The sequence below is a fragment of the Riemerella anatipestifer genome, from assembly GCF_035666175.1.
GTDB classification, from domain to species: Bacteria; Bacteroidota; Bacteroidia; order Flavobacteriales; family Weeksellaceae; genus Riemerella; species Riemerella anatipestifer_D.
Map to the genome: position 1 here is coordinate 412365 of NZ_CP142016.1, position 22033 is coordinate 434397.

Here is a 22033-nt window from a genome sequence, read left to right on the forward strand (position 1 = left end):
AAGTATAATTCTATTTTTTATTTATTTTTTACGATTGAGTTCGTTGGCAATCTTCACAATATCATTAGTTACCTCTTTAAAAACCTCTAATTTTTCGGGTGAAATTCTCTCAAGAATTAATTTATTAAAGTTAAGTACCATCGCCTTGGATAAATTTCTAGACTCTAAACCCTTTTCAGTTAGCTTAATGATAACTTCTCTTTTATCTGTAGATGACTTATCCTTGTAGATATAGCCATTATCCTCCAATAGCTTAATAATCCTTGTAAGCGAAGTAGGCTCTATTGCCATTTTAGGACCTAAATTAGTGCTTCTAGTTCCGTTCTTTGGGTCTATCTTCAGCAAAGTAAGTGCCTGTACAGTAGTTGAATCATGCTCTTGAGCTTTCTCCGAATACATTCTAGAAACAGCTAACCAAGTGGATTTAAGTATTAAATCTATGTTTTCTATTTTGTCTTTATTTGATTCCATTTTTATATCTAAAAACTTTGTACTTCAAATATAATACAAAATACTATGCATGCATAATAATTAAATGTTAAATTTAAGTTAAATCAATAATAATCAACATTATAAATAATATGCGAGACATATAAAATAATTTATACCCGGAAACTAATCATCAGATTTATAACAAATTAAGGGCTTGATGGAAACCACCAAGCCCTTAAAATATAATAATTAAGATATAAACTATTTAACCTTAACCAATTCTACATCAAATAATAGCCACGCATTAGGCGGAATAACACCACCTGCTCCTCTCTCTCCATAAGCTAAATTAGATGGGATAAGCAATGTTGCTTGCTCTCCTTCTTTAAGAAGCATAATACCTTCGTCCCAACCTTTGATTACTCTACCCGTTCCCACAGGAAACTCTATTGGTTCTCCTCTTTTAAAAGAGTTATCAAACTCTTGTCCGTTAGTTAATCTTCCTGCATAGTGTACTGCCACCATATCACCTGCTTTAGGAGCTTTACCTTCAGTAGATTTTGTAATTTTATATAAAAGCCCAGACGCTGTAGCCGTCATTCCTGCCTTTAATTCTTCTAATTTCCTAGCAGCCTCTGCTTCTTTTTTAGTTGTGTAAGCTTTATTTCTTTCTTGGATTTTAGATTTACCTTCATTAAATACTTTTGCTGCATCATAATCTTTGTAAGAATCACCTTTAGTGAAAACCTCTACCTTTTGTATTACTACATCTTGCTTAGGCTTATGTTGTGCTCCTATTTCTACATTAGCAATAGCATCTATAACTTCTAAACCTTGTATTACTTTACCAAACACCGTATGCTTACCATCTAACCAAGGTGTAGCCACTTCTGTAATAAAAAACTGAGAACCATTGGTATTAGGACCAGAATTAGCCATAGAAAGATAACCTTTACCCTCGTGTTTTAGATCATTCTTTTCGTCATCAAATTTATAACCAGGATCTCCCATTCCTGTTCCCGTTGGGTCTCCTCCTTGAATCATAAAATCCTTGATAACTCTATGGAAAATAATCCCATCATAGTAAGGCTCTCCTTTTTTCTTAGCTTTATTTTCTATTGTACCTTGTGCTAATCCTACGAAGTTAGCTACGGTTACAGGAGATTCTTTGTCGTTAAATTGGATAATCATACTTCCTTTAGAAGTTTCCATTTTTGCATAAACACCCTCTGGAAGAGCGTTGTAAAATTCTTTTTCGATATTCATTTTTTTGTATATAGGATTACAATTAGTTAATGATAAAATTGCTAATAAAGCAACACACAAAGATAAGACTTTTTTCATCGTTAATTTAATTTGGGAATGGTTAAAACGAAATACCGAAACTTTAGTATCTAGCCTCGGTATTACTTTTATTTCAATTATAGTAGATTAATCTTCTTTACTTTCGTCATACCTATCCACTATCTTCTGAGAAACCCCAGTATTGCTAAATCCTCCATCATTGAAAAGGTTTTGCATTGTCACCTTTCTTGTTAAATCAGAAAACATTGCCACGCAGTAGTTAGCACAATCTAAAGCTGTTGCATTGCCTAATGGAGACATATCTTCTGCATAACCTAAGAAACCTCCAAAGCCTTTTACCCCACTTCCTGCTGTTGTAGGTGTTGGAGATTGTGATATGGTGTTTACTCTTACTTTTCTTTCACCCCAATAATACCCAAAGCTTCTCGCAATACTCTCCAAATAAGATTTGTTATCTGCCATATCGTTATAGTCTGGGAAAGTTCTCTGAGCTGCAATGTAAGAAAGTGCTAAAATAGAGCCCCACTCGTTCATACAATCTTTATCCCAAGCGGTTTTCATAACTTTATGGAAAGAAACCGCCGACACATCCCAACCTTTTTCTAAAAAGCTATAATTAAGGTCAGTATAAGGTTTTCCTTTTCTTACATTAACCGACATTCCTATAGAGTGTAAAATAAAATCTAGCTTTCCAAATTTTTCTATCGCAGCATCAAAAAGTTTTTCTAAATCTTCCATAGAAGTAGCGTCTGCACCAATGACCTCTGCTCCTGTTTTTTCTGCCAAAGCGTTTAATTCCCCCATTCTCATAGCGATAGGTGCATTAGATAAGATAAATTCAGCACCTTCTTCATGACATCTTTCTGCTACTTTCCAAGCGATAGATTGCTCGTTAAGAGCTCCAAATATAATTCCCTTTTTTCCTTTTAATAATCCGTATGACATAATTATTTTATTTAGCAACAAAAATAATAAAAAAAATAAGATTGGGATTACAATCTACCCTAAATTTGACTAGACTTCTTACATTAAATTACTATCTTTGCTGAAACAAAAATCTAATTTAAAAATGAAATTTTTTATCGACACCGCTAATCTTGAACAAATTAAAGAAGCTAAAAATCTAGGTATTTTAGATGGCGTAACTACCAACCCTTCCCTTATGGCTAAAGAAGGTATACAAGGGAAAGAAGCTATAATGAATCATTACAAAACCATTTGCGAATTGGTAGATGGAGATATTTCGGCAGAGGTACTTTCTACAACTTATGAAGAAATGATAAAAGAAGGTGAAGAATTAGCTGCTATCCACCCTAATATCGTAGTGAAAATACCAATGATAAAAGACGGGATAAAAGCTATAAAGTATTTTTCTGATAAAGGTATTAAGACTAACTGCACTTTAATATTTTCGGCAGGACAAGCTCTTTTAGCAGCTAAGGCTGGAGCGACTTATGTATCGCCTTTCTTAGGGAGACTAGACGACATCTCTACCGATGGACTTAACTTAATAGAAGAAATCAGAACGATATATGATAACTATATGTTTGAAACTGAAATTCTAGCCGCTTCTATAAGACATTCTATGCACATTATAGATTGTGCTAAGATAGGTGCTGATGTTATCACTTCTCCTTTAGCTCCTATATTGAGTTTACTTAAACACCCTTTAACGGATAATGGTCTAGCACAGTTTGTAGCTGATGCACAGAAATTAGGCTAGTAAACAACATCATAATTAAAAACAAAAAATCCTCACAACTAAGTTATGAGGATTTTTTTATTATTTGATTTAGATATTAAACATTAAATCTAAAATGCATAATATCACCGTCTTGTACCACATATTCTTTACCTTCCACAGAAAGTTTACCTGCTTCTTTTACCTTAGCTTCCGAACCGTAATTGATGAAATCTTCGTACTTAATTACTTCTGCACGGATAAATCCTTTCTCAAAATCAGTATGGATAACTCCTGCCGCTTGAGGTGCCGTCCAACCTTTACCTATCGTCCATGCTCTTACCTCTTTTACGCCTGCTGTGAAATAAGTTTGCAACTTTAAAAGTTCATACGCTTTACGGATAAGACGGTTAATTCCTGGCTCTTCTAGCCCTAACTCTTCTAAGAACATTTGGCGTTCTTCGTAGGTTTCTAACTCGTTAATATCTGCCTCTATCTGTGCTGCCAAAGCCAACACTTCCGCTCCTTCTTTTTGAGCCATTTCCTCTACTTTACTTATCCATTCGTTGCCATTTTTAATAGAGTTTTCATCTACATTACAAAGATAAAGCACAGGCTTTTTAGTTAATAATTGTATTTCGTCTATGATAGGCTGAGTAATATCGTCAGTTTCAAACTCACGAGCATTTCTACCGCTTTCTACAAATTCTAAGATACTTTTTAATGTTTCGTATTTTAAAATGTCCTCTTTTTTTCCTGATTTTATAAACTTCTTGGCTTTTTCTACCGCTTTAGTTAGAGTTTCTATGTCTTTTAGTTGTAGCTCTATATCTATAATTTCTTTATCTCTTAATGGGTCCACCGAACCTTCTACGTGCACGATATTCCCATTATCAAAACATCTCAATACATGGATAATAGCCTCACACTCACGGATATTTGCCAAAAACTGATTACCTAAACCTTCTCCTCTACTCGCTCCTTTAACCAGTCCCGCTATATCCACTATCTCCACCACTGCAGGAAGAACTCGCTCTGGATTAACCAATTTTTCCAACTCAAACAATCTCTGGTCTGGTACAGATACCGTTCCTAAGTTAGGCTCTATGGTACAGAAAGGATAGTTAGCACTCTGTGCTTTTGCATTACTAAGACAGTTAAACAAGGTTGATTTTCCTACATTAGGCAAACCTACAATTCCACATTTCATAATCAGATATATTATAATTTTGCAAATATAGTTAAGTAAGATTGGATTAAAAAATAAGACATCTGTTTTTTAAAGTTATTTGAGGATTTTTTCATTACTTTGTGTGAAGCATATTCTACTTTTATGAAAATAAAATACCATCTACTCATTATAACAATGCTTATCTTATCACAGATGAGTATGGCACAAGCTCTTAATTTTGATGATTATTTCACTAGTGGAAGTCTCCGCATAGATTTGTTACTCGCAGGTAACCATACCTACAAAACAGCTACAATACATCAACTAAAAAAAGAACCTCACTACGGTGGTGGGACTTCGGCACAGCTTATTTTTCCAGATTTGGGGAACTATAGAATTGTGATAAAAGATGAGCTTTCCAAAAAAATGATTTTTTCTAAAGGCTTCAGCCCCATATTCAGCGAATGGCAAGCCACCGAAGAAGCTAAAAACAAATACAAGTCTTTTGAAAACACTTTCACCATACCTTTCCCTAAACAAAACATTATTATTGAAGTACAGTCTAGAGAAAGAGATGGTTCGTTTTCTAATCTTCTTACAGAAGCCATCAATCCTAATCAATTTGATATTGTTAAAGAAACGCCTTCTTTCTATCCTTCAACTAAAATTTACGGTCATAAACCTCCACAAAATGCAGTAGATATCGCCATTCTAGCAGAAGGCTACACCACCGAAGAAATGCCTAAATTTAAAAAAGATGCCCAACGCTTTATTGATTATATGATGAGCGTAGAGCCTTTTAAATCAAATAGAAATCATTTTAATGTATATACCATAGAGTCGCCCTCCCAAGAGTCTGGAACGGATATTTCTGGAGAAAATATTTATAAAAACACCATTTTAAACTCTCATTTTTATACCTTCGGAGAGCCTCGCTATCTTACTACTTTATCCTCTTTTAAAATTTCAGATATAGCTGCCAATGTACCTTATGACCAAATTTTTGTTATCGTAAATACACCAAGATATGGTGGCGGTGGTTTTTATAATGTGATTAACTTGGTATCAGCGGATAACTACTTATCTGAAAAAGTATTTGTGCACGAATTTGGACACGGCTTTGCTGGTCTCGGAGATGAATATTACAACAACTCTGGTGGAACTACCGATTTATATAATTTAAAAATAGAACCTTGGGAACCTAACCTCACCACTCTAGTAGATTTTGGCAAAAAATGGAAGCATAAGGTTAATAAAAATACACCTATACCAACGCCTAGAACGGAGTTATATAAGAATAGTATTGGAGTATTTGAAGGCGGTGGCTACACTCCAAAAGGTATATATAGCCCTGTACAAGATTGCAGAATGAAGTCTAACACTCCAGAAAATTTCTGCCCTGTATGTACAGATGCTTTGCTGGAAACTATATTATTCTATACGAAGTAAAAAAATATTATTTCTTACTCAAAAACAAGCCATTAAGCACAGAAGTAACGACAGACAAAGCAATACTAAAACCTAATGCCCACCAAAAACTATCAATAACAACCCCATTGACTAGATATTCTGCTAAAAGCATAATACAGGCGTTAATGACTAACGAAAATAAACCCAAAGTAATAATAGTTAATGGAAAACCTAAAATTTTCAAGATAGGTTTTACTGTGATGTCTAATAGACCTAAAATAATTGCAAATATCACCGCAGTGCCAAATGAAGCAATATGCACCTCCAGATAGTACATACTGAAGTACAAAGGCACTTACCGCTACAATAAGAAGTTTGATAATCAGTTTCATAATAACAGAAGTTTAGTCCATTTTATAAAGAATTGCATTGATATTCATTCCTGCTCCTACAGAAGCGAACACAATGTATCCTCCTTGTTTAAATTGATGATTACCTAGCTTCCCTTTCTTGATAAGATTATACATTGTAGGTACAGTAGCCACGGAAGAATTACCAAATTTCTGAATCGTCATTGGTGCTATTGCCTCATCATAGGTTTTCATTCCGTAAAGGCGATGCAAACGAGAAATAATAGCATGATCCATCTTAGCATTAGCTTGATGAATTAAAATTTTATCAATGTCCTGAATGCTTAATCCTGCTTTATCTATTGTAGATTTTATGGCATCTGGGACATATTTGAGAGCAAATTCATAAATTTTTCTCCCACGCATTCTGATATAATTTTTGTCTTGTGGTACATTTGGATTCAACGAAGACGAGTTTTCTAAATAACTTAGTTCCTCCCCATTAAAACACAAAGTACTATCCGCAATAATGCCTTTATCTTTACTTTCGTCAGCCTTTACCACTACAGCACCAGCACCATCAGCAAAAATCATTTTATTTCTATCGTAAGGGTCGGTTACTTTACTTAGAGTATCCCCGCCTACAACCAAAATATATTTAGCTCTCCCTGCCTTAATAAGGCTATCCGCCAAAATCATAGCTTCTACCCAGCCTGGGCAACCAAATATCATATCATAATTGATACAACTAAGATTTTTAATCCCTAATTTATTCTTTAGTCTTGCAGACATACTAGGCATAAAATCAGAAACACCACTATTACTTACCTCACCAAAATTACTTGCGTAAATAATATAATCTAGTTCTTCTTTATCTATACCAGCGTCCTCCAAAGCCTCTAGAGAAGCCTTTAGTCCTAAGTCAGAGTTATACTCTTCTAGATTACTATAACGCCGTTCTTCTATTTCTGTAATTTCTACAAATTTGTCTATAACTTCCTGTACAGGTTTATCAATCAGCTCTTTATTATCATCAAAAAAAATAGAATCTAAAAAATCTGACCCTTTAATTATATTGCTTGGTACACAACTTCCTGAACCTATAATGACTGTATTTGGCATAAGTATTTTGGATAAATTAGACTGCAAATTTAATAATTATAATGATAAACACTTTAACATTGGAGAAAGAGTTTTATGTTTTAAGAGTAAAATTGCTCAAATCGTGGTTTTATGTTACCTTTGTGGCTGTAAATTTTTAAGATTATGAATTTATCTGCTCCTGTAAAAGGGTTTATTTTTTCCTTTCTTGCGGTTATTTTAGCCTTTGCTATTTACTTTTTTTTCTTGGCTAAGAAAAATTACTATTTGGTAGATAACCCAACGCCTAACACTTATTATTTTAAAATAAATAATGGTTCTGAACAGATTATAAGTGCAGGGCAATCTGTACAAGTAGATTTATCTAAAGGTAAAAACAGCATTCAGGTTTTTGATAATAACAAAAAAATCATTTACGACTCTGCTTTTCAAGTAAATAAATTAAGAGGTTTACTTAATATCGCTCATCAAGATTATTATGTTAATAGACAGTTTTATGGCTATATTCCTAACAAGGATTCACTTTTATTATCTCACGGAAAAACCGTAATAGATGATAAAGATTATCTAGGTGATGTAACCCATTACAACAAACTATACATAGAAGATTTCTATTATAATGTAGACGAAGATTACGATGCTGTGGTAAAAAACATACAGAAAGTAGAGTCGAGAACCAAGCTATTCAGAAAACAAGATTTTCTAAATTATTATAACGAATATTATAAATTTTAAAAAACATTAAAATTGAAAACACAAGTTACTCCATATAGCACCGAAGCAGGAAAGAAAAAAGAAGTAGAAGCTATGTTTGATAATATAGCTCCACAGTATGATTTTCTAAATAGAGCTCTCTCTCTAAAAGTGGATTTAATTTGGAGAAAAAATCTAGTTAATTGGCTTAAAAAAGACCAACCAAAACTAATATTAGACATTGCCACAGGCACAGGAGACCTCGCCATCGCTATGGAAAAAGGTACTAAAGCCGAAATTGTAGGTCTAGATTTGTCGCAACAAATGTTAAATATTGGAATAGAGAAGGTTAAAAAGCTAAATCTTTCTGACAAAATAAAAATGATGAAAGGCGATGCCGAAAATCTACCTTTCGAGGATAATAAATTTGATTCTGTAACTTCTGCATTTGGAGTTAGAAACTTTGAAAACTTAGAAAAAGGCTTATCTGAATTCCGAAGAGTGGTAAAAGAAGGTTCTAGCATCTACATTCTTGAGTTTTCTAAGGTAGAAGGCTTCTTGGCTCCTTTTTATATGTTTTATTTTAAAAACATTCTCCCTAGAATAGGCAAACTTATCTCCAAAGACAGCCGTGCATACACCTATTTACCAGATTCTGTAAATGCCTTCCCTTATGGTGAAAAAATGAAAAAAATCCTATTAAATGTAGGTTTTAAAAAGGTAGAATACAAAAAACAAAGTTTAGGTATAGCCACTATTTACAAAGCAACAAAATAAAAAACAATATTCTTTGTTATATACTAGAAATAAGAATATAATCCATGAAAAAGATATTTTTTTTAACTCTCATTAGTATTTCTGCCATGGCTTCTGCACAGTTCAGAATAAAAGATAGAATGGACAGAATGGAAGGCATTGATGATAAAAAGCTCAGCTACGGTTTTTTCCTTAATGGTAGCCAAAACGATTATAAAATGGTGCTAGACCCTAAATATGGTACTAGAGGAAATAAGAACTTAGTTTCTTCCAAACCTACTTATAGCTTTGGGGCAGGATTGATAGGAAGAATGAGACTCAACAAAAACCTAGATTTAAGACTAGAGCCAGGTATGCAATTTATAGAAAGAGACCTGTATTTTGACACCCAAGTTAATAGCATCTACGCTACTGATGCCAAGGCTCCATTCACTCCAAAAACACTTACCGAAGAAGATAAAGTGAGAAAGATTAAGGCAACTACAATAGATATTCCACTTTTATTAGAAATACACGCTGATAGATGGTTTAACTCTAGACCTTACGCAGCGGCTGGTATCAACTGGCTAGTTAATTTACAATCTAACTCTGGCAGTGAAGATGATAACGCCCACGGTACTTTCCGTAGCACCACTCATAACTTTGGTTATTCAGCAGAGATAGGTATTCAGTTTTATTTCAGTAAATTTAAACTTACACCAGCTTTTAGAGGAACTTTTACTATGGGTAATGAACTCGTGAGAGATAATGCCAACACTCCACCTTACTGGACGTCTGCACTCACCTCTACCCAAGGAAGAAGTTTTATGTTTGTGCTAAAATTTGAATAATAATAATAACTCATAACAAAGTAAATGAAAGCACTCAATATTTCAAGGGTGCTTTTTTATTTTTTAATTAAGACTCAATATATGCTAAAAAACATAATTCCTTTTATTGTTATTTTTTTCTTACTAGAATTTTATATTTATAACGCAGTTAGAACACTTTACTCTAGCCCTTGGTTTAAAATCACCTACTGGCTTATCACTATTTCATTATATGGTTGGCTACTTTTTGAGATACTAACCTTTGATGCTTCTGCTAGAAATAATAAAAAAATGTTTATTATCTCTAGTATTTTCATGGTTTTTATGCTTCCAAAGTTGCTCTTACTGGCGTTTATTTTATTTGATGATATTATAAGAGTTCTACAATTTGGGACTAAACGCATTTTATCTAAATCTGCATTTTATCCAGAAAGAAGAAACTTCATTACCTTAATTGGCTTGGGTGCAGCAGCCTTGTTTTCAGCCTCTGTGATTGACGGAATTATTTTCGGAAAATACCGCCATACTTTAAGACAAGTAAGACTAAAACTAAAAAATCTACCAAAAGAATTTAAAGGTTACAAAATCATTCAAATTTCTGATGTCCATAGCGGTAGTTTTAGTCAGCCTGAAAAATTACGAAAAGCCATTGAACTCATCAATTCACAAACCCCTGACTTGGTGCTATTCACAGGAGATATGGTGAATAATTATGCAGAAGAATTTTTACCTTTTGTTGATTTATTTTCTCAAATTAAAGCCAAAGACGGTAAATACTCTGTACTCGGAAACCACGACTACGGAGATTATGGATAATGGAACTCCAAAGAAGAAAAAGCCCAAAATATCCCAAAACTCATAGAACTACAAAACAAAGCTGGTTTTAAAATGTTAAGAAATGAACACCGTATCATCAATAAAAACGGAGCTTCTCTGTATCTTATCGGTGTAGAAAATTGGGGAGAATTGCCTTTTCCTCAACTCGGAGATTTAGACTTAGCGACTAAAGGTATTCCCGAAGAAGCCACTAAAATACTCATGAGCCACGACCCTACCCACTTTGACCACATTGTAAAACATCACCCGAAAGATATACAGCTCACACTTTCTGGACATACCCACGGAATGCAGTTCGGTATTGACTTAAAAAACATTAAGTGGTCTCCCGTAAAATACCGTTATCCTAAATGGGCAGACCTCTACGAAAGCAATGGGAAATATCTTTATGTAAACCGTGGTTTCGGGGTATTAGGATTTTCTGGAAGAGTGGGCATCAATCCAGAAATTACTGTATTTACTTTGGAGTAGAAAATAGGTCGCTAGAAACCATTTAAAAATTATACCTTATTTTTGTGGGGAAATTTTAGAAATTTTATTATGTTTAAATTAATTAAAAGAATACTATTTTTAATCATTCTTATAAACATACTAACACTAATTGGAGGTAGGTTTTTCAACCCTATTATTACTATCACTCAGATAGAAGGCTTAGTAAAATTTCACAAGCTGGATAGAGATTATATACCGTTCTCTGAAATGGGAAACAATGTAAAAAAAGCCGTTATAGCCTCCGAAGATCAAAATTTTTACACTCATAATGGTTTCGATTTTAAAGCCATTGAAAGAGCAATGAAACACAACGAAAAAGGTAAAAGTATACAAGGCGGTAGCACCATTTCTCAACAAACCGCCAAAAACATCTTCTTATGGAATGGCAGAAGTTGGGTTAGAAAAGGGTTAGAAGCCGTATATACCTTTATTATTGAGAAGATTTGGTCTAAAGATATCATTCTAGAAAGATACCTCAATTCCATAGAAATGGGACAAGGCGTTTTTGGGGTAGAAGCGGCATCGCAGTACTATTTTAATAAATCATCTAAAGACCTTACCAAAAGCGAAGCCGCTTGGATAGCTGCCGTATTGCCTAACCCAAAGAAATACGACCCTAAAAACCCAACACCTTACCTCAATAGAAAGCATAAGTGGATTATGAGGCAAATGAACTTTATCTCTTTAAAATAATTTTTATGAATATATTTAGTAATCGTCCTATAGAATCATTAGAATCTCTCATTACAAAGTATTTTAAATTTCAGAACGAGACCTCTGCACTAGAACCTTTGTCTGAAATATTCGAAGCTACTAAAAAGGAAGGCTTTAGCCATTTATTAAATATACTCACCGAAAATGAAGATTTAAAAAATAATTTCGCTCATTATCTAAAAAATATTTTCCGAGGAAGACGAATGGTTCTTGCTCTTACGGAAGCTAATATTTTATCCGAAAACTCTTTCTTTGCAGAATTTAAAAAGAGAGTAATTGCTAAAGTACTCCCAGCAGTAGAAGATGAAGACACGGTCTCTTTCGTTATAGAAAAAATATTACTTAGTTCTAAACAGAATTTTGATTTTCTACTTAACCTCTCAGAAGAAGAAAAGAATACTTTTCTACAAATTATGGGATTTGAGAGTCTTTTTGCACAAAAGGTCGTTCAAGAAGATTTATTTTTATCCGTCAATATTTTAGCTTGGAGAGCCATAGGAAATGCTCTAGATGTAGAAGTGGTTAAAATGGCTCCTGAATATAAAAATTTCGACAATCCTTTTATTGCCCTACAAAATGAAATTGATTGTCTTTTAGAGCTATTCCAAGAAGACCCAAAAGTCCAAATTTCCGCTAAAAACGAACATTATAAACAAGCTAAAGTTTATCTCAGCCAATGTTTAGAATTTATTAAAATAGCATTTAAAAACACCTCTAAATATGGGTTGTCTAGTAAGACCAACCAGTCTTTAATGAAAATTAGACAACAGTTAGTAAGAATTTCTGAAATATTACCGCTATTAGTTACAGAGGAAAAAACCACTCATCTTGAGCAATCTAGAACCTTAGTAGAAAACATTCTAAGGTATAAATCTCACAGAAACAATTTCAGTGAACTATTTGCGGATAGTACCTTACAGCTTTCTCACCTTATTACTACTCATACCGCACAGGCAGGAACTCATTATATTGCGTTCAATTATAAGCAGTACATGGATATGTTTAAAAAAGCTGCTGGAGGTGGTATCATCGTAGGGTTTTTATGTGTTCTCAAAATGCTTTACAGCTATAGTAATGGTAGTGAATTTACCCACGCATTTTTGTACTCGTTCAACTATGCTATGGGCTTTGTACTCATCTATCTCTTGCACTACACTTTGGCGACTAAACAACCTGCTATGACAGCAGCTACTATGGCGAAAGTATTATCCGAAGATAAAAATACTTTTAAAAACTATACTGATTTTGCAGATTTAGTATCAAAATTATTTAGAACGCAATTTATTGCATTTGTGGGTAATGTATTACTTGCATTCCCTGTGGCTCTACTCATTATCTATGGATTGGATATTACCTTCCAACAAAACCTTGCCACAGATAAAGCTAATAAACTTTTAAGAGACTTGAATCCAGTAGAGTCCAAGGCTATTCTACACGCTAGTATAGCTGGTGTATTTCTATTTATTTCAGGGATTATATCTGGAAATATCAGCAATAACTCTAGGTTTTACCAAATTCCTCAACGAATTATTAAAAATCCATACCTTAACAAAGCCTTTGGAGCTAAGGCAGCAAGAAGCATTTCTGCATTTTACTCTAAAAATTGGGCTGGTGTTGTTTCTAACTTTTGGTTTGGAGTATTCTTAGGTGCTACAGCTCCTATTGGTAACTTTTTAGGGTTAGATTTGGATATTAGACACATTACCTTTGCCGCTGGTAACTTAGCTTTAGCCATATACGGAAAAGGGTTCGATATTGATATGGGAACTTTTTGGATTAGTTTCATCACGGTATTCCTAATCGGATTTTTTAACTTCATTGTAAGCTTTGGGTTGTCAATGTCGTTAGCGTTCCGTTCTAGGAAAGTTAAATTTGGAGAAGTAAGGCTAATCTATAGAGAAATTTTTAACACCTTTGTCAAAAATCCAGCTAAATTTTTCATTCCATTACCTTCTGGTGTAAATACCAATGCTGAAAAAATGGTAGTAGAACTAGAAAAAGAGGGGAAAAACTAAACAAAGTAAACCTCCTCTACTACATTTTCACCTGCTACTTCTTTAAATTTTTGAATAAAAAAAGTTTTCCTCATTCTAAAATCATTTTTTAGCAATGGGGATTTTACTTTTATGGTTAATGTTTTGTCCAAAAGATTAACATCTCCTATTTCTTTAAAAAGTTCATCATCCAAATAATCTTCTAAAAAATCTTTGATTTGGAAAGCTAATAGCTTCTCTTCAAACCTAAACTTCTTCTCAAAAATCTTAACCAAATCCGAAGACTGATAAGCCCTTTTTTTCTTATTCTTCATTAAATAACGTGCTAATTTTTGACTAATAATTTAGATTGAACTTTTTATAATTACTCTTAACAGTGTTACAAATTTCGGTTACCGTTACAAATATTTTATTTTTAGAAAAAGGTTCTCCGATTAAGGTTGGCTAGCTTATTTACAGTTAAAAAAGAAGTACTAATAATTACCATAATAAGAATAATCAAAAATTCGAGACCGCTTTTCTCTCCACCCAAATCTATATCCCTTATAAAAAAGGGATTAAAATCACACAAAAACTCATACTAATCTTAGTGAGAGACTATTAATCATTAAAAAAGGTGTATTTTTTATCCTTTCTGCCTTACCTTGTATATCATAAAAACGATTGATATGCTGCATCAAATCGCTTTTTTCAATGTTTGCTGTATTCTTAAAGTCTTCTTCTATCTCTTTAGAAATACTCACCAACAATTCATTAGAAATTTTATGTTCCTCGTTAATGTTATACTTCTCTAGTAACACCTTTGATTTTTCGTCAAAGATAGGTTTAGGATTATTATGAATTTCATTTTTAAACTGTCGTATATAAGCGATAGTCAATTGAATAAGATCATAGATTTTAGCATTTTTTTCTAGAGCGCCTAAGTTGATATTTTCATCATTACTGTAATAAGCATAGATTTTAGCTACAAAGCTCCTAGAATTATTGGTAAGTTCGCCAAATATCTTTCTCGCTTCCCACCAGCGGTCGTATGCAGAATTCATTCTAAATCCCAAGAAAAATGCAATTGCAAGACCAAATACAGAGCCTATTTGCCCCGATATTTTATAAATATGGTCCCCAAAAAGCTCTTCTAAACCTAGCACAAATATGGCGTACAGCGTTGTGTAAATAAGATATGGTGATGCTATTTTAAATAGTTGTAATAATCCTTGTTTTTCTGTTTTAATCATATTATATCAAAAGAATATCCAAAAATAGCGTTTTTTATATAAAAAATCTCCGTTATAGAATTATAACAGGGATTTTAGTTTTTATTTAGGCTTAAAACTATGAAACAATGATTAACTTTGTTGATAAGTCTTATAAATAGGAGTAAAATTAGCGATCATAAAATAAAAAAATAATCAAGTGTTTTTGTAGCGATATTGATGCAATGAAAACAGAGGAAATTTTAGAGTTCAACAGAAACACCGCTAACTGATATTCTAGGATTTTTAGGGAAATAATTTTTGAAAAACAACAAGCAAATTTAAGTTTATTTTTTTGGAGCAGTTGAATTAAATGAGGCTTATTTTGGAGCAAGAAGATTATGAGGGAATAATATGGAAAAGAACTCAGAAACCACCTGTTTTTGGCGTTTCACCATGCAAAGATTAGCTAAGTTTAATAGAGTAAATCTACCTTTATATTACACTTAAAGGAATGCGAGTGGCGATGGAGAAAAGAGGTAAAAGAAATGGAAAAAAAGTTACGGAAATTGATAAAAAATAGGGATAACTTTTTTAACGCCTTCGTCTAAAAGTTACCCATATTTCTTTATTTCTACAACAACTAAAATAAATATAAAATTTAGTCTAGAGCCTTAACAAAAAACTACTTACTAATAACATTATATAATCTTCCTCTTAATTTAAGAGGGATAATTCTTTGGTTTTGTTGTATAAACAATGTCTCACCGTGCATGGCTAAAAATTTTATGTTTGGTTCTGCCTTTAAATTTTTTCCAACAAAATCTGGGAATTGAATCTCAAATAAAGGAGTATTTAAATTTAGAGAAGCAGAAAACGAGGATTTATCATAACCTATGATTCCATTAAAATCTCCACTTACAGAGATTACAACGTATTTATCCGAATAGGTAATTGCATGAGGAATAACTTTTTTACCTTCAAAGGTAATATATTTATTTTCATAGCTATTAGAATTATTATTTCTAATAAAAACATTAATTCCAGGACTTTCCTTACTATTATTCATAAAATATAATTTGTCTTCCAGTATGCACATATCCTGATCTGTATTTCGAAAAGCCTCTGGGGAAAAAGGAATATTAAAACTAGGTCTTACATGTGGAATTCCCTTAGCTATTCCCTCTTCTATACTCTGACGAGAAAAAACCCGTATGTTAGACTGCATATGCCTAACATAAACATAATTCTCATCAGCAGCGATAGCATTAGGATGGGTAATATCTTGCCACCAATTCCCATTACCTAACTTAATTAAAGGTTTAAGCGTTTTCCTATTAAAAACAGAAATTTGGCTAGTATTATCCGCTGCAGGTATAAACAATAGAGAGTCCGATACATATACATCCCTTGAATTCCAAGCAGGTTCTCCATTACTCCCTTTTATGGTGGTTAGGTATTTATATGATTTAGCATTAAACAGATAAGTATTATGCGAACTTCTATCACTAACATATAAAGTATCTCCAAAAACCTGCATTCCCAAAGGTTGAAAATTAGAACCTAATTCACTAAAATTTTCATTACTAATAACATCACTTTCTTCTGCCTCCACAAAGAATTCCTTTATTTCGGTTTTTGTAACTTTCTCTAATTCATCTATATATTTATCTATTATATTCACATCTCTCTTACAAGAGATTAATGCAAAATTACAACAAATAAACAAAAGAAATTGAATATACAAAAAAAGCATCCTTTTCATAGCTATAAAAGTTAGTTGTTCCAGTTAAGGTTTTCTTTAAAATATTTATCTAATCTAGTCTCATCTCCTCTGTATACTCTAAGATTTTCATTTACCGTATTATATAAAAAATCTTTATATTTTTGGTTAGCAAAATCTACTGTTTTAGGATCTAAATAAGGTAGACGCTGAGCCTTTCTTAGATAATGATGTAACCATGGCATAGCTCTAGACGCCCAACCATCATGCCCTCCATAGGTCATATTAGAAGAATGATTATATCCTAGTACATGTCCAAACTCATGACTCAAGATTTCCCAAGGTGCTCCAGGAAGTGAATAGTAATGGCTGTAGAACATCCAAGTATCCACTCCGTAAACATCTCCCCCACCTAAACCACCTCCAATCATGGTAATACCAAGCCGAAGATTCCTAGATCTTAAAATATTATTATCATATAATGATCTATGTTCTTCTTCTGTTAATTTTCTACCTTCATTATTAGTTATATGCCCATCCATAACTTTTTGGTAATTATACATTAAGTGCTTCATTTCTGGAGAAGAAACCATATAGGCCCAATTGGTTATCATCACCACCCATTCTCTAGCATAAAGAGCATTAATCCTTCCCCAATTAGCCTGGTTATATTTACCGAAAAAACAATACCAATCAACCTTTATTTCATCCTTAACTTTTCTGTAGAAGGGATCATTAGAATCTACGCTAAATTCTATAGATGATGAGCGCATTTTTGGAATGTGAAAAGATAACCAATCTCCATTTTCTAATTTATAGATAGACTCCTTATTTACAAAATTAGGGGTGATATATAACTGAGTAAATCCGGGAATAGAATCCAAAGTAGCTACTAAAAATGGAGAAGAATTTACAGCTTTAACCTTGGCATATATTTTAACATTCTTAACCGCTTTTGCCAACCAACTAGTTACACGGATATTCTTCTCATCTAACAATTCCACTTTTAAAAATTCAGAAGTTCTAAAACTTCTAAGATTTGAGTTCGTAATCGTATCAAAAGATTCTCCTTGACCAGAAAGCCTTAACATTTCTTTCTTTCTTTCAGAGGACTCCTTAGAAAAATGTATGTGATTCACAGATAACTCTGGATTATACTCTACCGAATTTGTATGAAATACATCTTTGTCAATACTCCTGCTACACCCCAAAAAGAGTAAAGAAAGTACTACCAATAAACTTATTTTTTTTCTTAAAAACATAACAAATATTATTTTAGTATAAAAATTAAACCATAACGCATGAAAGAATGTAATCTTTATAAATAAAGCTATTACCCACTATCTCATACATAATCCCATTAACTAATAAAAAAATCTCTATTTTTACCGCCGCAAAGTTACATTTTTTTTATTATCTTACAAGTGTTAAAAATCGTAATGCTTAATAATCATATTTAATATTGTTCAAAGAATATTTGACATGTGCTTAATATTACAATTATAAACCTCGAACAGAGAAAGTTATGAACGAAAATGTAATTAGAGTTAGTTCGGTAACCTCTACCTTCTCTTTCAAAAACTCCAAAAACAGGTGGTTTCAGGTTCCTATTCCTCGCTTTTGTGGCATATTAATTCCTCATAATAGCTTTGCTCCAAAATAAGCCTCATTTAATTCAACTGCTCCAAAAAAATAAACTTAAATTTGCTTGTTGTTTTTCAAAAATTATTTCCCTAAAAATCCTAGAATATCAGTTAGCGGTGTTTCTGTTGAACTCTAAAATTTCTGCGGTTTTAGGTCGCAGCAATATCGCTACAAAAACACTTGATTATTTTTTTATTTTATGATCGCTAATTTTACTCCTATTTATAAGACTTATCAACAAAGTTAATCATTGTTTCATAGTTTTAAGCCAGTAAAAAAATAGGGATAACTTTTTTAACGCCTTCGTCTAAAAGTTATCCCTATTTCTTTATTTCTACAACAATAAATAATAACTCTAAAAAAGTATTAAAATTTTATGTTTGCTAGTCTAGAAGCCTTATTTAAATCTTTCCGTAGTTCTTCTACTGCTCGTTTAAGCTGATTATCTTTGCCTTGATTAGCTTTTTCCTGATCCAAATAAACCTTTACATCTGGCTGAAATTCAAACTTCTTTTTCATAGCCTACCGCAGGAATTCCAAAGATTAATGTTGGATCTTGCAGTGTAACCCAATTAACCGAAGTTATTGTCTCTGGAACTGGAGCACCATTTTAAATGCTTATCTTAACAATACAAAGGCAGCACAAAGCATATCTGTATTTTATTCTAAAAACTGGGCGAACGTTATTTCTAACTTTTGGTTCAGAGTATTCTTAGGTGCCTCAGCTCCTATTGGTAACTTTTTAGGATTGGATTTAGACATTAGACACATTAACCTTTGCCGCTGGTAACTTAGCTTTAACCATATACGGAAAAGGGTTCGATATTGATATGGGAACTTTTTGGATTAGTTTCATCACGGTATTCCTAATCAGATTTTTTAACTTTATTGTAAGTTTTGGATTATCGATGCCGTTAGCGTTTCGTTCTAGAAAAGTTAAATTTGGAGAAGTAGAGTTAATCTATAGAGAAATTTTTAACACATTTGTTAAAAATCCTGCAAAATTCTTTATACCTATAAAGTCAAAAATTAATACCAATGCCGAAAAAATGGTAATAGAACTAGAAAAAGAAAGAAAGAAAACACTAAACAAAATAGACTTCCTCCACCATATTTTCACCTGCTACTTCTTTAAATTTTTGAATAAAAAAAGGTTTCCTCAATCTAAAGTCATTTTTTAGCAATGGAGATTTTACTTTTATAGTTAAAGTTTTGTCCAAAAGATTAACATCTCCTATTTTTTTAAAAAGTTCATCGTCCAAATAATCTTCTAAAAAATCTTTGATTTGGAAAGCTAATAGCTTCTCTTCAAACCTAAACTTCTTCTCAAAAATCTTAACCAAATCCGAAGATTAGTAAGCCACATCTTTTTTTGTTTTTTTATATTCTAGAATAGGATTCCTTTAATTAAAAAATAAAACCAATACCCATTTCAAATATATTTTTCACAGGATTAGGATCATTTGCAAATTTGTTTAATCTATACTGATAATTGGTTTTAAACACTATATTTTCTTTAGTATTAAAATTGACACCAAATGTCCAAATATTCATATTATTTTCCACCCTAGGCAAAGCATTAAGAAATTTATGAATACTTTGATGAGTATTTAGTCTCTCATATCGAGTAAAAAAACTTAACTTCATTTTATGAGTATCATACAAAAATGTTTCTTTAGCAGGTTTATTACTCTTACCTCCTCTTAGATAAGGTAAAACATCACAACCTAACTCAAATAGGTATCCATAAACTTCCTTCCCTAAAACTTGTCCATTTTGACCACTCTCATTTTTAGTAAGTTCAAATATTTTTTCAGTATCTCCAAGTTGTCCATAAGTTCCAAGTGTTATAAATCTAAAGTTTTTCCAATCATACTTTGCATAAGCCGTTGTTAGATTAATTTTACTATTTACTTTAACCTGTTTGCTGTTGATTTCCACCATCTCCCCTTGACCAGAATTGCCATAGTACCCAGAAGCTGATAATGTTAAATTCTTAATACCAGTGTAGTTTATTTGAAGATTTGTAGAAATAGATTTAGGCATATCAAACCTTATTTCTCTTCCTTGTCTTATCCATGAACCACTTAAATAGTTTTTATTATTTAACCCCTGAGAAAAACCAAGTGCATAGCTCCAATCTTTTGAAATATTACCGTAAAACATAGCTCCAAATTCTATCCAAGTAGATGGTGTAATCAGCCTTTCTACCTCAGAACGGTTTACAGAATAAAACATAATAGGCTCATCATTATTATTAACATAGCCTATAGTTAAAGGATAAAAACCCATACGAGCTTTTAAATAATCTTTAAAAAGATAATCTAAAAAGGCTTCTATTACAATTTCGTGATGAGTTTCTTCTGCTTTATGATGTAAAAACTCAATCTGAAACTCTGAATTCCAAATAAGTTTATCAGTAATACGATAACCAAAAAAAGTTGCAAATCTATAAAGTCCTGAATAATATAACTCTAAATCTCCAACATTGGTATTTACATTATCTTGAATAGGCACATAATTAAACTCTCCAAACCCACTAATAGAGTACCTTTTATCCGAAAAAAAAATCTTAGATGCTGCAAGAGCTAACCCAGGCTGTTGTTGATACTTTAATTTTTCAATGGCTCTCAAAGTATCTGTTTTTTGTACAATAGAGTCTTTTTCTTGTGCATATAAATTTACTACTAATAATAGCATTACTAAAAATATCAATCTTAATTGCATCACTATCTTTATTGTTTTTATTAACCCGTTGTGCATTATGAAATGAAAAAAACAAGAGTTGTTTATTAGACTGAAAATCAGTATATTGTTTTTGCTATAAAACGATATAAATGAACAACTTAGAGCAAATATATGAAAGAATTTTGGAAGTTTTAGGACTTTTTTCAGAAAATCAACTGATTAGTTATCAGAGAAGAACACCTAAAATGAGCGATTTAGAAGTCATAAGTCTTAATATTACTGCTGAATACTTGAGTATTGATAGCGAATTACAGTTATTTAGAAAATTGCCAAACTCTCTGATAAACAAAATTGAAAGAAGTGTTTACAATAAGCGAAAACGAAGACTATCCCTACAAACAGAGCAAATTAGACAGCGTATTTCGATGGAGTTCAATGAGTTTGAAGATATTTTTATCGTTGATAGCATGCCAATGAAAGTTTGTGAAAACGCTCGTTCTACTCGTTCAAAAATTTGTAAAGAGCAATCCTATTCTTCACCAACATATGGTTATTGTGCTTCACAGAAATTATATTTCTATGGCTATAAACTACACGCAGTATGTTCTTTAAATGGTGTGATTAAGAATTTTGATATAAGCCCTGCATCCGTTCACGACATCCACTATTTAAAAGATAGTGGTGAGCAAATGCGAAACTGTACTTTAATTGGAGATAGAGGCTATTTATCAGCAAAAGTTCAAATAGATTTATTTAACTATGCTAATATTAAATTAGATACACCAATGAGAAGTAATCAGAAAGATTATATTCCTCAATTTTCATTGTACAAGAAAAAGCGAAAACGAATTGAGACATTTTTCTCTCAACTTTGCGACCAATTTATGATTAAAAGAAACTATGCTAAAACTTTTGAAGGCTTTAAAACAAGGATAATCAGTAAAATAACCGCCGCAACGGTTATTCAATATATCAATAAATTTATCTTCCAAAGAAAATTAAATCATCTAAAAATCAGTATTATTTAAAATGCACAACGAGTA

Annotated in this window: 20 protein-coding genes and 5 pseudogenes; 11 read left to right on the top strand and 14 right to left on the bottom strand. The window is 32.3% G+C overall.

Annotated features, from left to right (window positions below):
* Nucleotides 1–21: 21 nt before the first annotated feature.
* The 3 genes from VIX88_RS01980 to VIX88_RS01990 form a co-directional block, all read right to left on the bottom strand.
* Nucleotides 22–471: a MarR family winged helix-turn-helix transcriptional regulator gene (locus VIX88_RS01980; protein WP_064970168.1), complete on the bottom strand. Its 450-nt coding sequence runs from the start codon at nt 469–471 to the stop codon at nt 22–24.
* A 222-nt stretch (nt 472–693) separates the two neighbouring features.
* Nucleotides 694–1698, bottom strand: a complete 1005-nt coding sequence (locus tag VIX88_RS01985) for a peptidylprolyl isomerase (RefSeq protein WP_185126656.1) — start codon at nt 1696–1698, stop codon at nt 694–696.
* A gap of 165 nt (nt 1699–1863) precedes the next feature.
* A complete protein-coding gene (locus VIX88_RS01990) occupies nt 1864–2682 on the bottom strand; it encodes an enoyl-ACP reductase FabI (protein WP_004919236.1) in 819 nt (272 codons plus the stop codon).
* Nucleotides 2683–2806: 124 nt separating this feature from the next.
* On the opposite strand from VIX88_RS01990, the gene fsa reads away from it, so the two are divergent.
* On the top strand, nt 2807–3460 hold the full coding sequence (fsa, locus tag VIX88_RS01995; RefSeq protein WP_014938906.1) for a fructose-6-phosphate aldolase: 654 nt from the start codon (nt 2807–2809) through the stop codon (nt 3458–3460).
* Between the two features lie 76 nt (nt 3461–3536).
* Here fsa and ychF read toward each other — a convergent pair whose 3' ends face one another.
* A complete protein-coding gene (gene ychF, locus VIX88_RS02000; protein ID WP_214193982.1) occupies nt 3537–4628 on the bottom strand; it encodes a redox-regulated ATPase YchF in 1092 nt (363 codons plus the stop codon).
* A gap of 123 nt (nt 4629–4751) precedes the next feature.
* Between ychF and VIX88_RS02005 the strand changes: the two genes are divergently transcribed.
* Complete coding sequence (locus VIX88_RS02005) at nt 4752–6038, top strand: M64 family metallopeptidase (RefSeq protein ID WP_038693246.1); 1287 nt, start codon at nt 4752–4754, stop codon at nt 6036–6038.
* 7 nt (nt 6039–6045) lie between these two features.
* On the opposite strand, the pseudogene VIX88_RS02010 reads toward VIX88_RS02005, so the two are convergent.
* Nucleotides 6046–6391, bottom strand: a pseudogene (locus VIX88_RS02010) (phage holin family protein).
* A gap of 12 nt (nt 6392–6403) precedes the next feature.
* Complete coding sequence (locus VIX88_RS02015) at nt 6404–7471, bottom strand: 3-oxoacyl-ACP synthase III family protein (protein ID WP_004919245.1); 1068 nt, start codon at nt 7469–7471, stop codon at nt 6404–6406.
* A 144-nt stretch (nt 7472–7615) separates the two neighbouring features.
* Here VIX88_RS02015 and VIX88_RS02020 point away from each other — a divergent pair, with 144 nt between their 5' ends.
* The 6 genes and pseudogenes from VIX88_RS02020 to VIX88_RS02045 all read left to right on the top strand — a co-directional run bounded on the left by VIX88_RS02020 (nt 7616) and on the right by VIX88_RS02045 (nt 13766).
* Complete coding sequence (locus tag VIX88_RS02020) at nt 7616–8185, top strand: hypothetical protein (RefSeq protein WP_004919246.1); 570 nt, start codon at nt 7616–7618, stop codon at nt 8183–8185.
* Between the two features lie 12 nt (nt 8186–8197).
* Nucleotides 8198–8920 carry a bifunctional demethylmenaquinone methyltransferase/2-methoxy-6-polyprenyl-1,4-benzoquinol methylase UbiE gene (gene ubiE, locus VIX88_RS02025; protein WP_064970172.1) on the top strand — a complete coding sequence of 241 codons (723 nt, stop codon included), beginning with the start codon at nt 8198–8200 and terminating at the stop codon, nt 8918–8920.
* Between the two features lie 44 nt (nt 8921–8964).
* Nucleotides 8965–9729 (top strand): porin family protein, encoded by a 765-nt coding sequence (locus VIX88_RS02030; RefSeq protein ID WP_004919251.1) that lies wholly within the window; start codon nt 8965–8967, stop codon nt 9727–9729.
* Nucleotides 9730–9810: 81 nt separating this feature from the next.
* Nucleotides 9811–11016: pseudogene (locus VIX88_RS02035) on the top strand (metallophosphoesterase).
* A 69-nt stretch (nt 11017–11085) separates the two neighbouring features.
* Nucleotides 11086–11730, top strand: coding sequence for a monofunctional biosynthetic peptidoglycan transglycosylase (mtgA, locus tag VIX88_RS02040; RefSeq protein ID WP_079208336.1), 645 nt, complete (start codon nt 11086–11088; stop codon nt 11728–11730).
* Nucleotides 11731–11735: 5 nt separating this feature from the next.
* Entirely contained in the window at nt 11736–13766 is a 2031-nt protein-coding gene (locus VIX88_RS02045; RefSeq protein ID WP_064970174.1) for a recombinase, read from the top strand.
* Here the strand turns inward: VIX88_RS02045 and VIX88_RS02050 are convergent.
* Both VIX88_RS02050 and VIX88_RS02055 read right to left on the bottom strand, forming a co-directional pair.
* The gene (locus tag VIX88_RS02050) at nt 13763–14059 is read right to left on the bottom strand and encodes a hypothetical protein (protein ID WP_064970175.1); all 297 of its coding nucleotides are present in this window, start codon (nt 14057–14059) and stop codon (nt 13763–13765) included. The two genes, VIX88_RS02045 and VIX88_RS02050, sit on opposite strands and share 4 nt — an antisense overlap.
* Nucleotides 14060–14320: 261 nt before the next feature.
* Nucleotides 14321–14977, bottom strand: coding sequence for a bestrophin family protein (locus VIX88_RS02055; RefSeq protein ID WP_237190381.1), 657 nt, complete (start codon nt 14975–14977; stop codon nt 14321–14323).
* 120 nt (nt 14978–15097) lie between these two features.
* Between VIX88_RS02055 and VIX88_RS02060 the strand changes: the two are divergent.
* Nucleotides 15098–15546, top strand: a pseudogene (locus VIX88_RS02060) (hypothetical protein).
* 74 nt (nt 15547–15620) lie between these two features.
* Here the strand turns inward: VIX88_RS02060 and VIX88_RS02065 are convergent.
* From VIX88_RS02065 to VIX88_RS02080, 4 genes and pseudogenes are all read right to left on the bottom strand, one after another.
* A complete protein-coding gene (locus tag VIX88_RS02065) occupies nt 15621–16619 on the bottom strand; it encodes a YncE family protein (protein ID WP_127919967.1) in 999 nt (332 codons plus the stop codon).
* A 92-nt stretch (nt 16620–16711) separates the two neighbouring features.
* Complete coding sequence (locus VIX88_RS02070; RefSeq protein ID WP_014938916.1) at nt 16712–17920, bottom strand: hypothetical protein; 1209 nt, start codon at nt 17918–17920, stop codon at nt 16712–16714.
* A gap of 293 nt (nt 17921–18213) precedes the next feature.
* Nucleotides 18214–18540: pseudogene (locus VIX88_RS02075) on the bottom strand (IS1595 family transposase); the annotation flags it as partial.
* Nucleotides 18541–18668: 128 nt separating this feature from the next.
* Nucleotides 18669–18821, bottom strand: coding sequence for a hypothetical protein (locus VIX88_RS02080; protein ID WP_014938919.1), 153 nt, complete (start codon nt 18819–18821; stop codon nt 18669–18671).
* A gap of 88 nt (nt 18822–18909) precedes the next feature.
* Between VIX88_RS02080 and VIX88_RS02085 the strand changes: the two are divergent.
* A pseudogene (locus VIX88_RS02085) lies at nt 18910–19381 on the top strand (recombinase); the annotation flags it as partial.
* 6 nt (nt 19382–19387) lie between these two features.
* Here the strand turns inward: VIX88_RS02085 and VIX88_RS02090 are convergent.
* Together VIX88_RS02090 and VIX88_RS02095 are read right to left on the bottom strand one after the other, a co-directional pair.
* Entirely contained in the window at nt 19388–19645 is a 258-nt protein-coding gene (locus VIX88_RS02090; protein WP_004919288.1) for a hypothetical protein, read from the bottom strand.
* 64 nt (nt 19646–19709) lie between these two features.
* Nucleotides 19710–21029, bottom strand: coding sequence for a hypothetical protein (locus VIX88_RS02095; protein ID WP_004919290.1), 1320 nt, complete (start codon nt 21027–21029; stop codon nt 19710–19712).
* Nucleotides 21030–21139: 110 nt separating this feature from the next.
* Here VIX88_RS02095 and VIX88_RS02100 point away from each other — a divergent pair, with 110 nt between their 5' ends.
* A complete protein-coding gene (locus VIX88_RS02100; RefSeq protein ID WP_127919813.1) occupies nt 21140–22018 on the top strand; it encodes an IS982-like element ISRa1 family transposase in 879 nt (292 codons plus the stop codon).
* Nucleotides 22019–22033: the final 15 nt, after the last annotated feature.

What these genes read in the sequence shown, in the direction of transcription:
- VIX88_RS02020 (WP_004919246.1), top strand. Translation starts at nt 7,616, where the DNA reads ATGAATTTATCTGCTCCTGTAAAAGGGTTTATTTTTTCCTTTCTTGCG.
- VIX88_RS01980 (WP_064970168.1), bottom strand. Translation starts at nt 471, where the DNA reads ATGGAATCAAATAAAGACAAAATAGAAAACATAGATTTAATACTTAAA.
- VIX88_RS02050 (WP_064970175.1), bottom strand. Translation starts at nt 14,059, where the DNA reads ATGAAGAATAAGAAAAAAAGGGCTTATCAGTCTTCGGATTTGGTTAAG.
- VIX88_RS02095 (WP_004919290.1), bottom strand. Translation starts at nt 21,029, where the DNA reads ATGCAATTAAGATTGATATTTTTAGTAATGCTATTATTAGTAGTAAAT.
- mtgA (WP_079208336.1), top strand. Translation starts at nt 11,086, where the DNA reads ATGTTTAAATTAATTAAAAGAATACTATTTTTAATCATTCTTATAAAC.
- VIX88_RS02055 (WP_237190381.1), bottom strand. Translation starts at nt 14,977, where the DNA reads ATGATTAAAACAGAAAAACAAGGATTATTACAACTATTTAAAATAGCA.
- ychF (WP_214193982.1), bottom strand. Translation starts at nt 4,628, where the DNA reads ATGAAATGTGGAATTGTAGGTTTGCCTAATGTAGGAAAATCAACCTTG.
- VIX88_RS02030 (WP_004919251.1), top strand. Translation starts at nt 8,965, where the DNA reads ATGAAAAAGATATTTTTTTTAACTCTCATTAGTATTTCTGCCATGGCT.
- VIX88_RS02080 (WP_014938919.1), bottom strand. Translation starts at nt 18,821, where the DNA reads ATGAAAAAGAAGTTTGAATTTCAGCCAGATGTAAAGGTTTATTTGGAT.
- VIX88_RS02045 (WP_064970174.1), top strand. Translation starts at nt 11,736, where the DNA reads ATGAATATATTTAGTAATCGTCCTATAGAATCATTAGAATCTCTCATT.
- VIX88_RS01990 (WP_004919236.1), bottom strand. Translation starts at nt 2,682, where the DNA reads ATGTCATACGGATTATTAAAAGGAAAAAAGGGAATTATATTTGGAGCT.
- VIX88_RS02015 (WP_004919245.1), bottom strand. Translation starts at nt 7,471, where the DNA reads ATGCCAAATACAGTCATTATAGGTTCAGGAAGTTGTGTACCAAGCAAT.
- VIX88_RS01985 (WP_185126656.1), bottom strand. Translation starts at nt 1,698, where the DNA reads ATGAATATCGAAAAAGAATTTTACAACGCTCTTCCAGAGGGTGTTTAT.
- fsa (WP_014938906.1), top strand. Translation starts at nt 2,807, where the DNA reads ATGAAATTTTTTATCGACACCGCTAATCTTGAACAAATTAAAGAAGCT.
- VIX88_RS02070 (WP_014938916.1), bottom strand. Translation starts at nt 17,920, where the DNA reads ATGTTTTTAAGAAAAAAAATAAGTTTATTGGTAGTACTTTCTTTACTC.
- VIX88_RS02005 (WP_038693246.1), top strand. Translation starts at nt 4,752, where the DNA reads ATGAAAATAAAATACCATCTACTCATTATAACAATGCTTATCTTATCA.
- VIX88_RS02100 (WP_127919813.1), top strand. Translation starts at nt 21,140, where the DNA reads ATGAACAACTTAGAGCAAATATATGAAAGAATTTTGGAAGTTTTAGGA.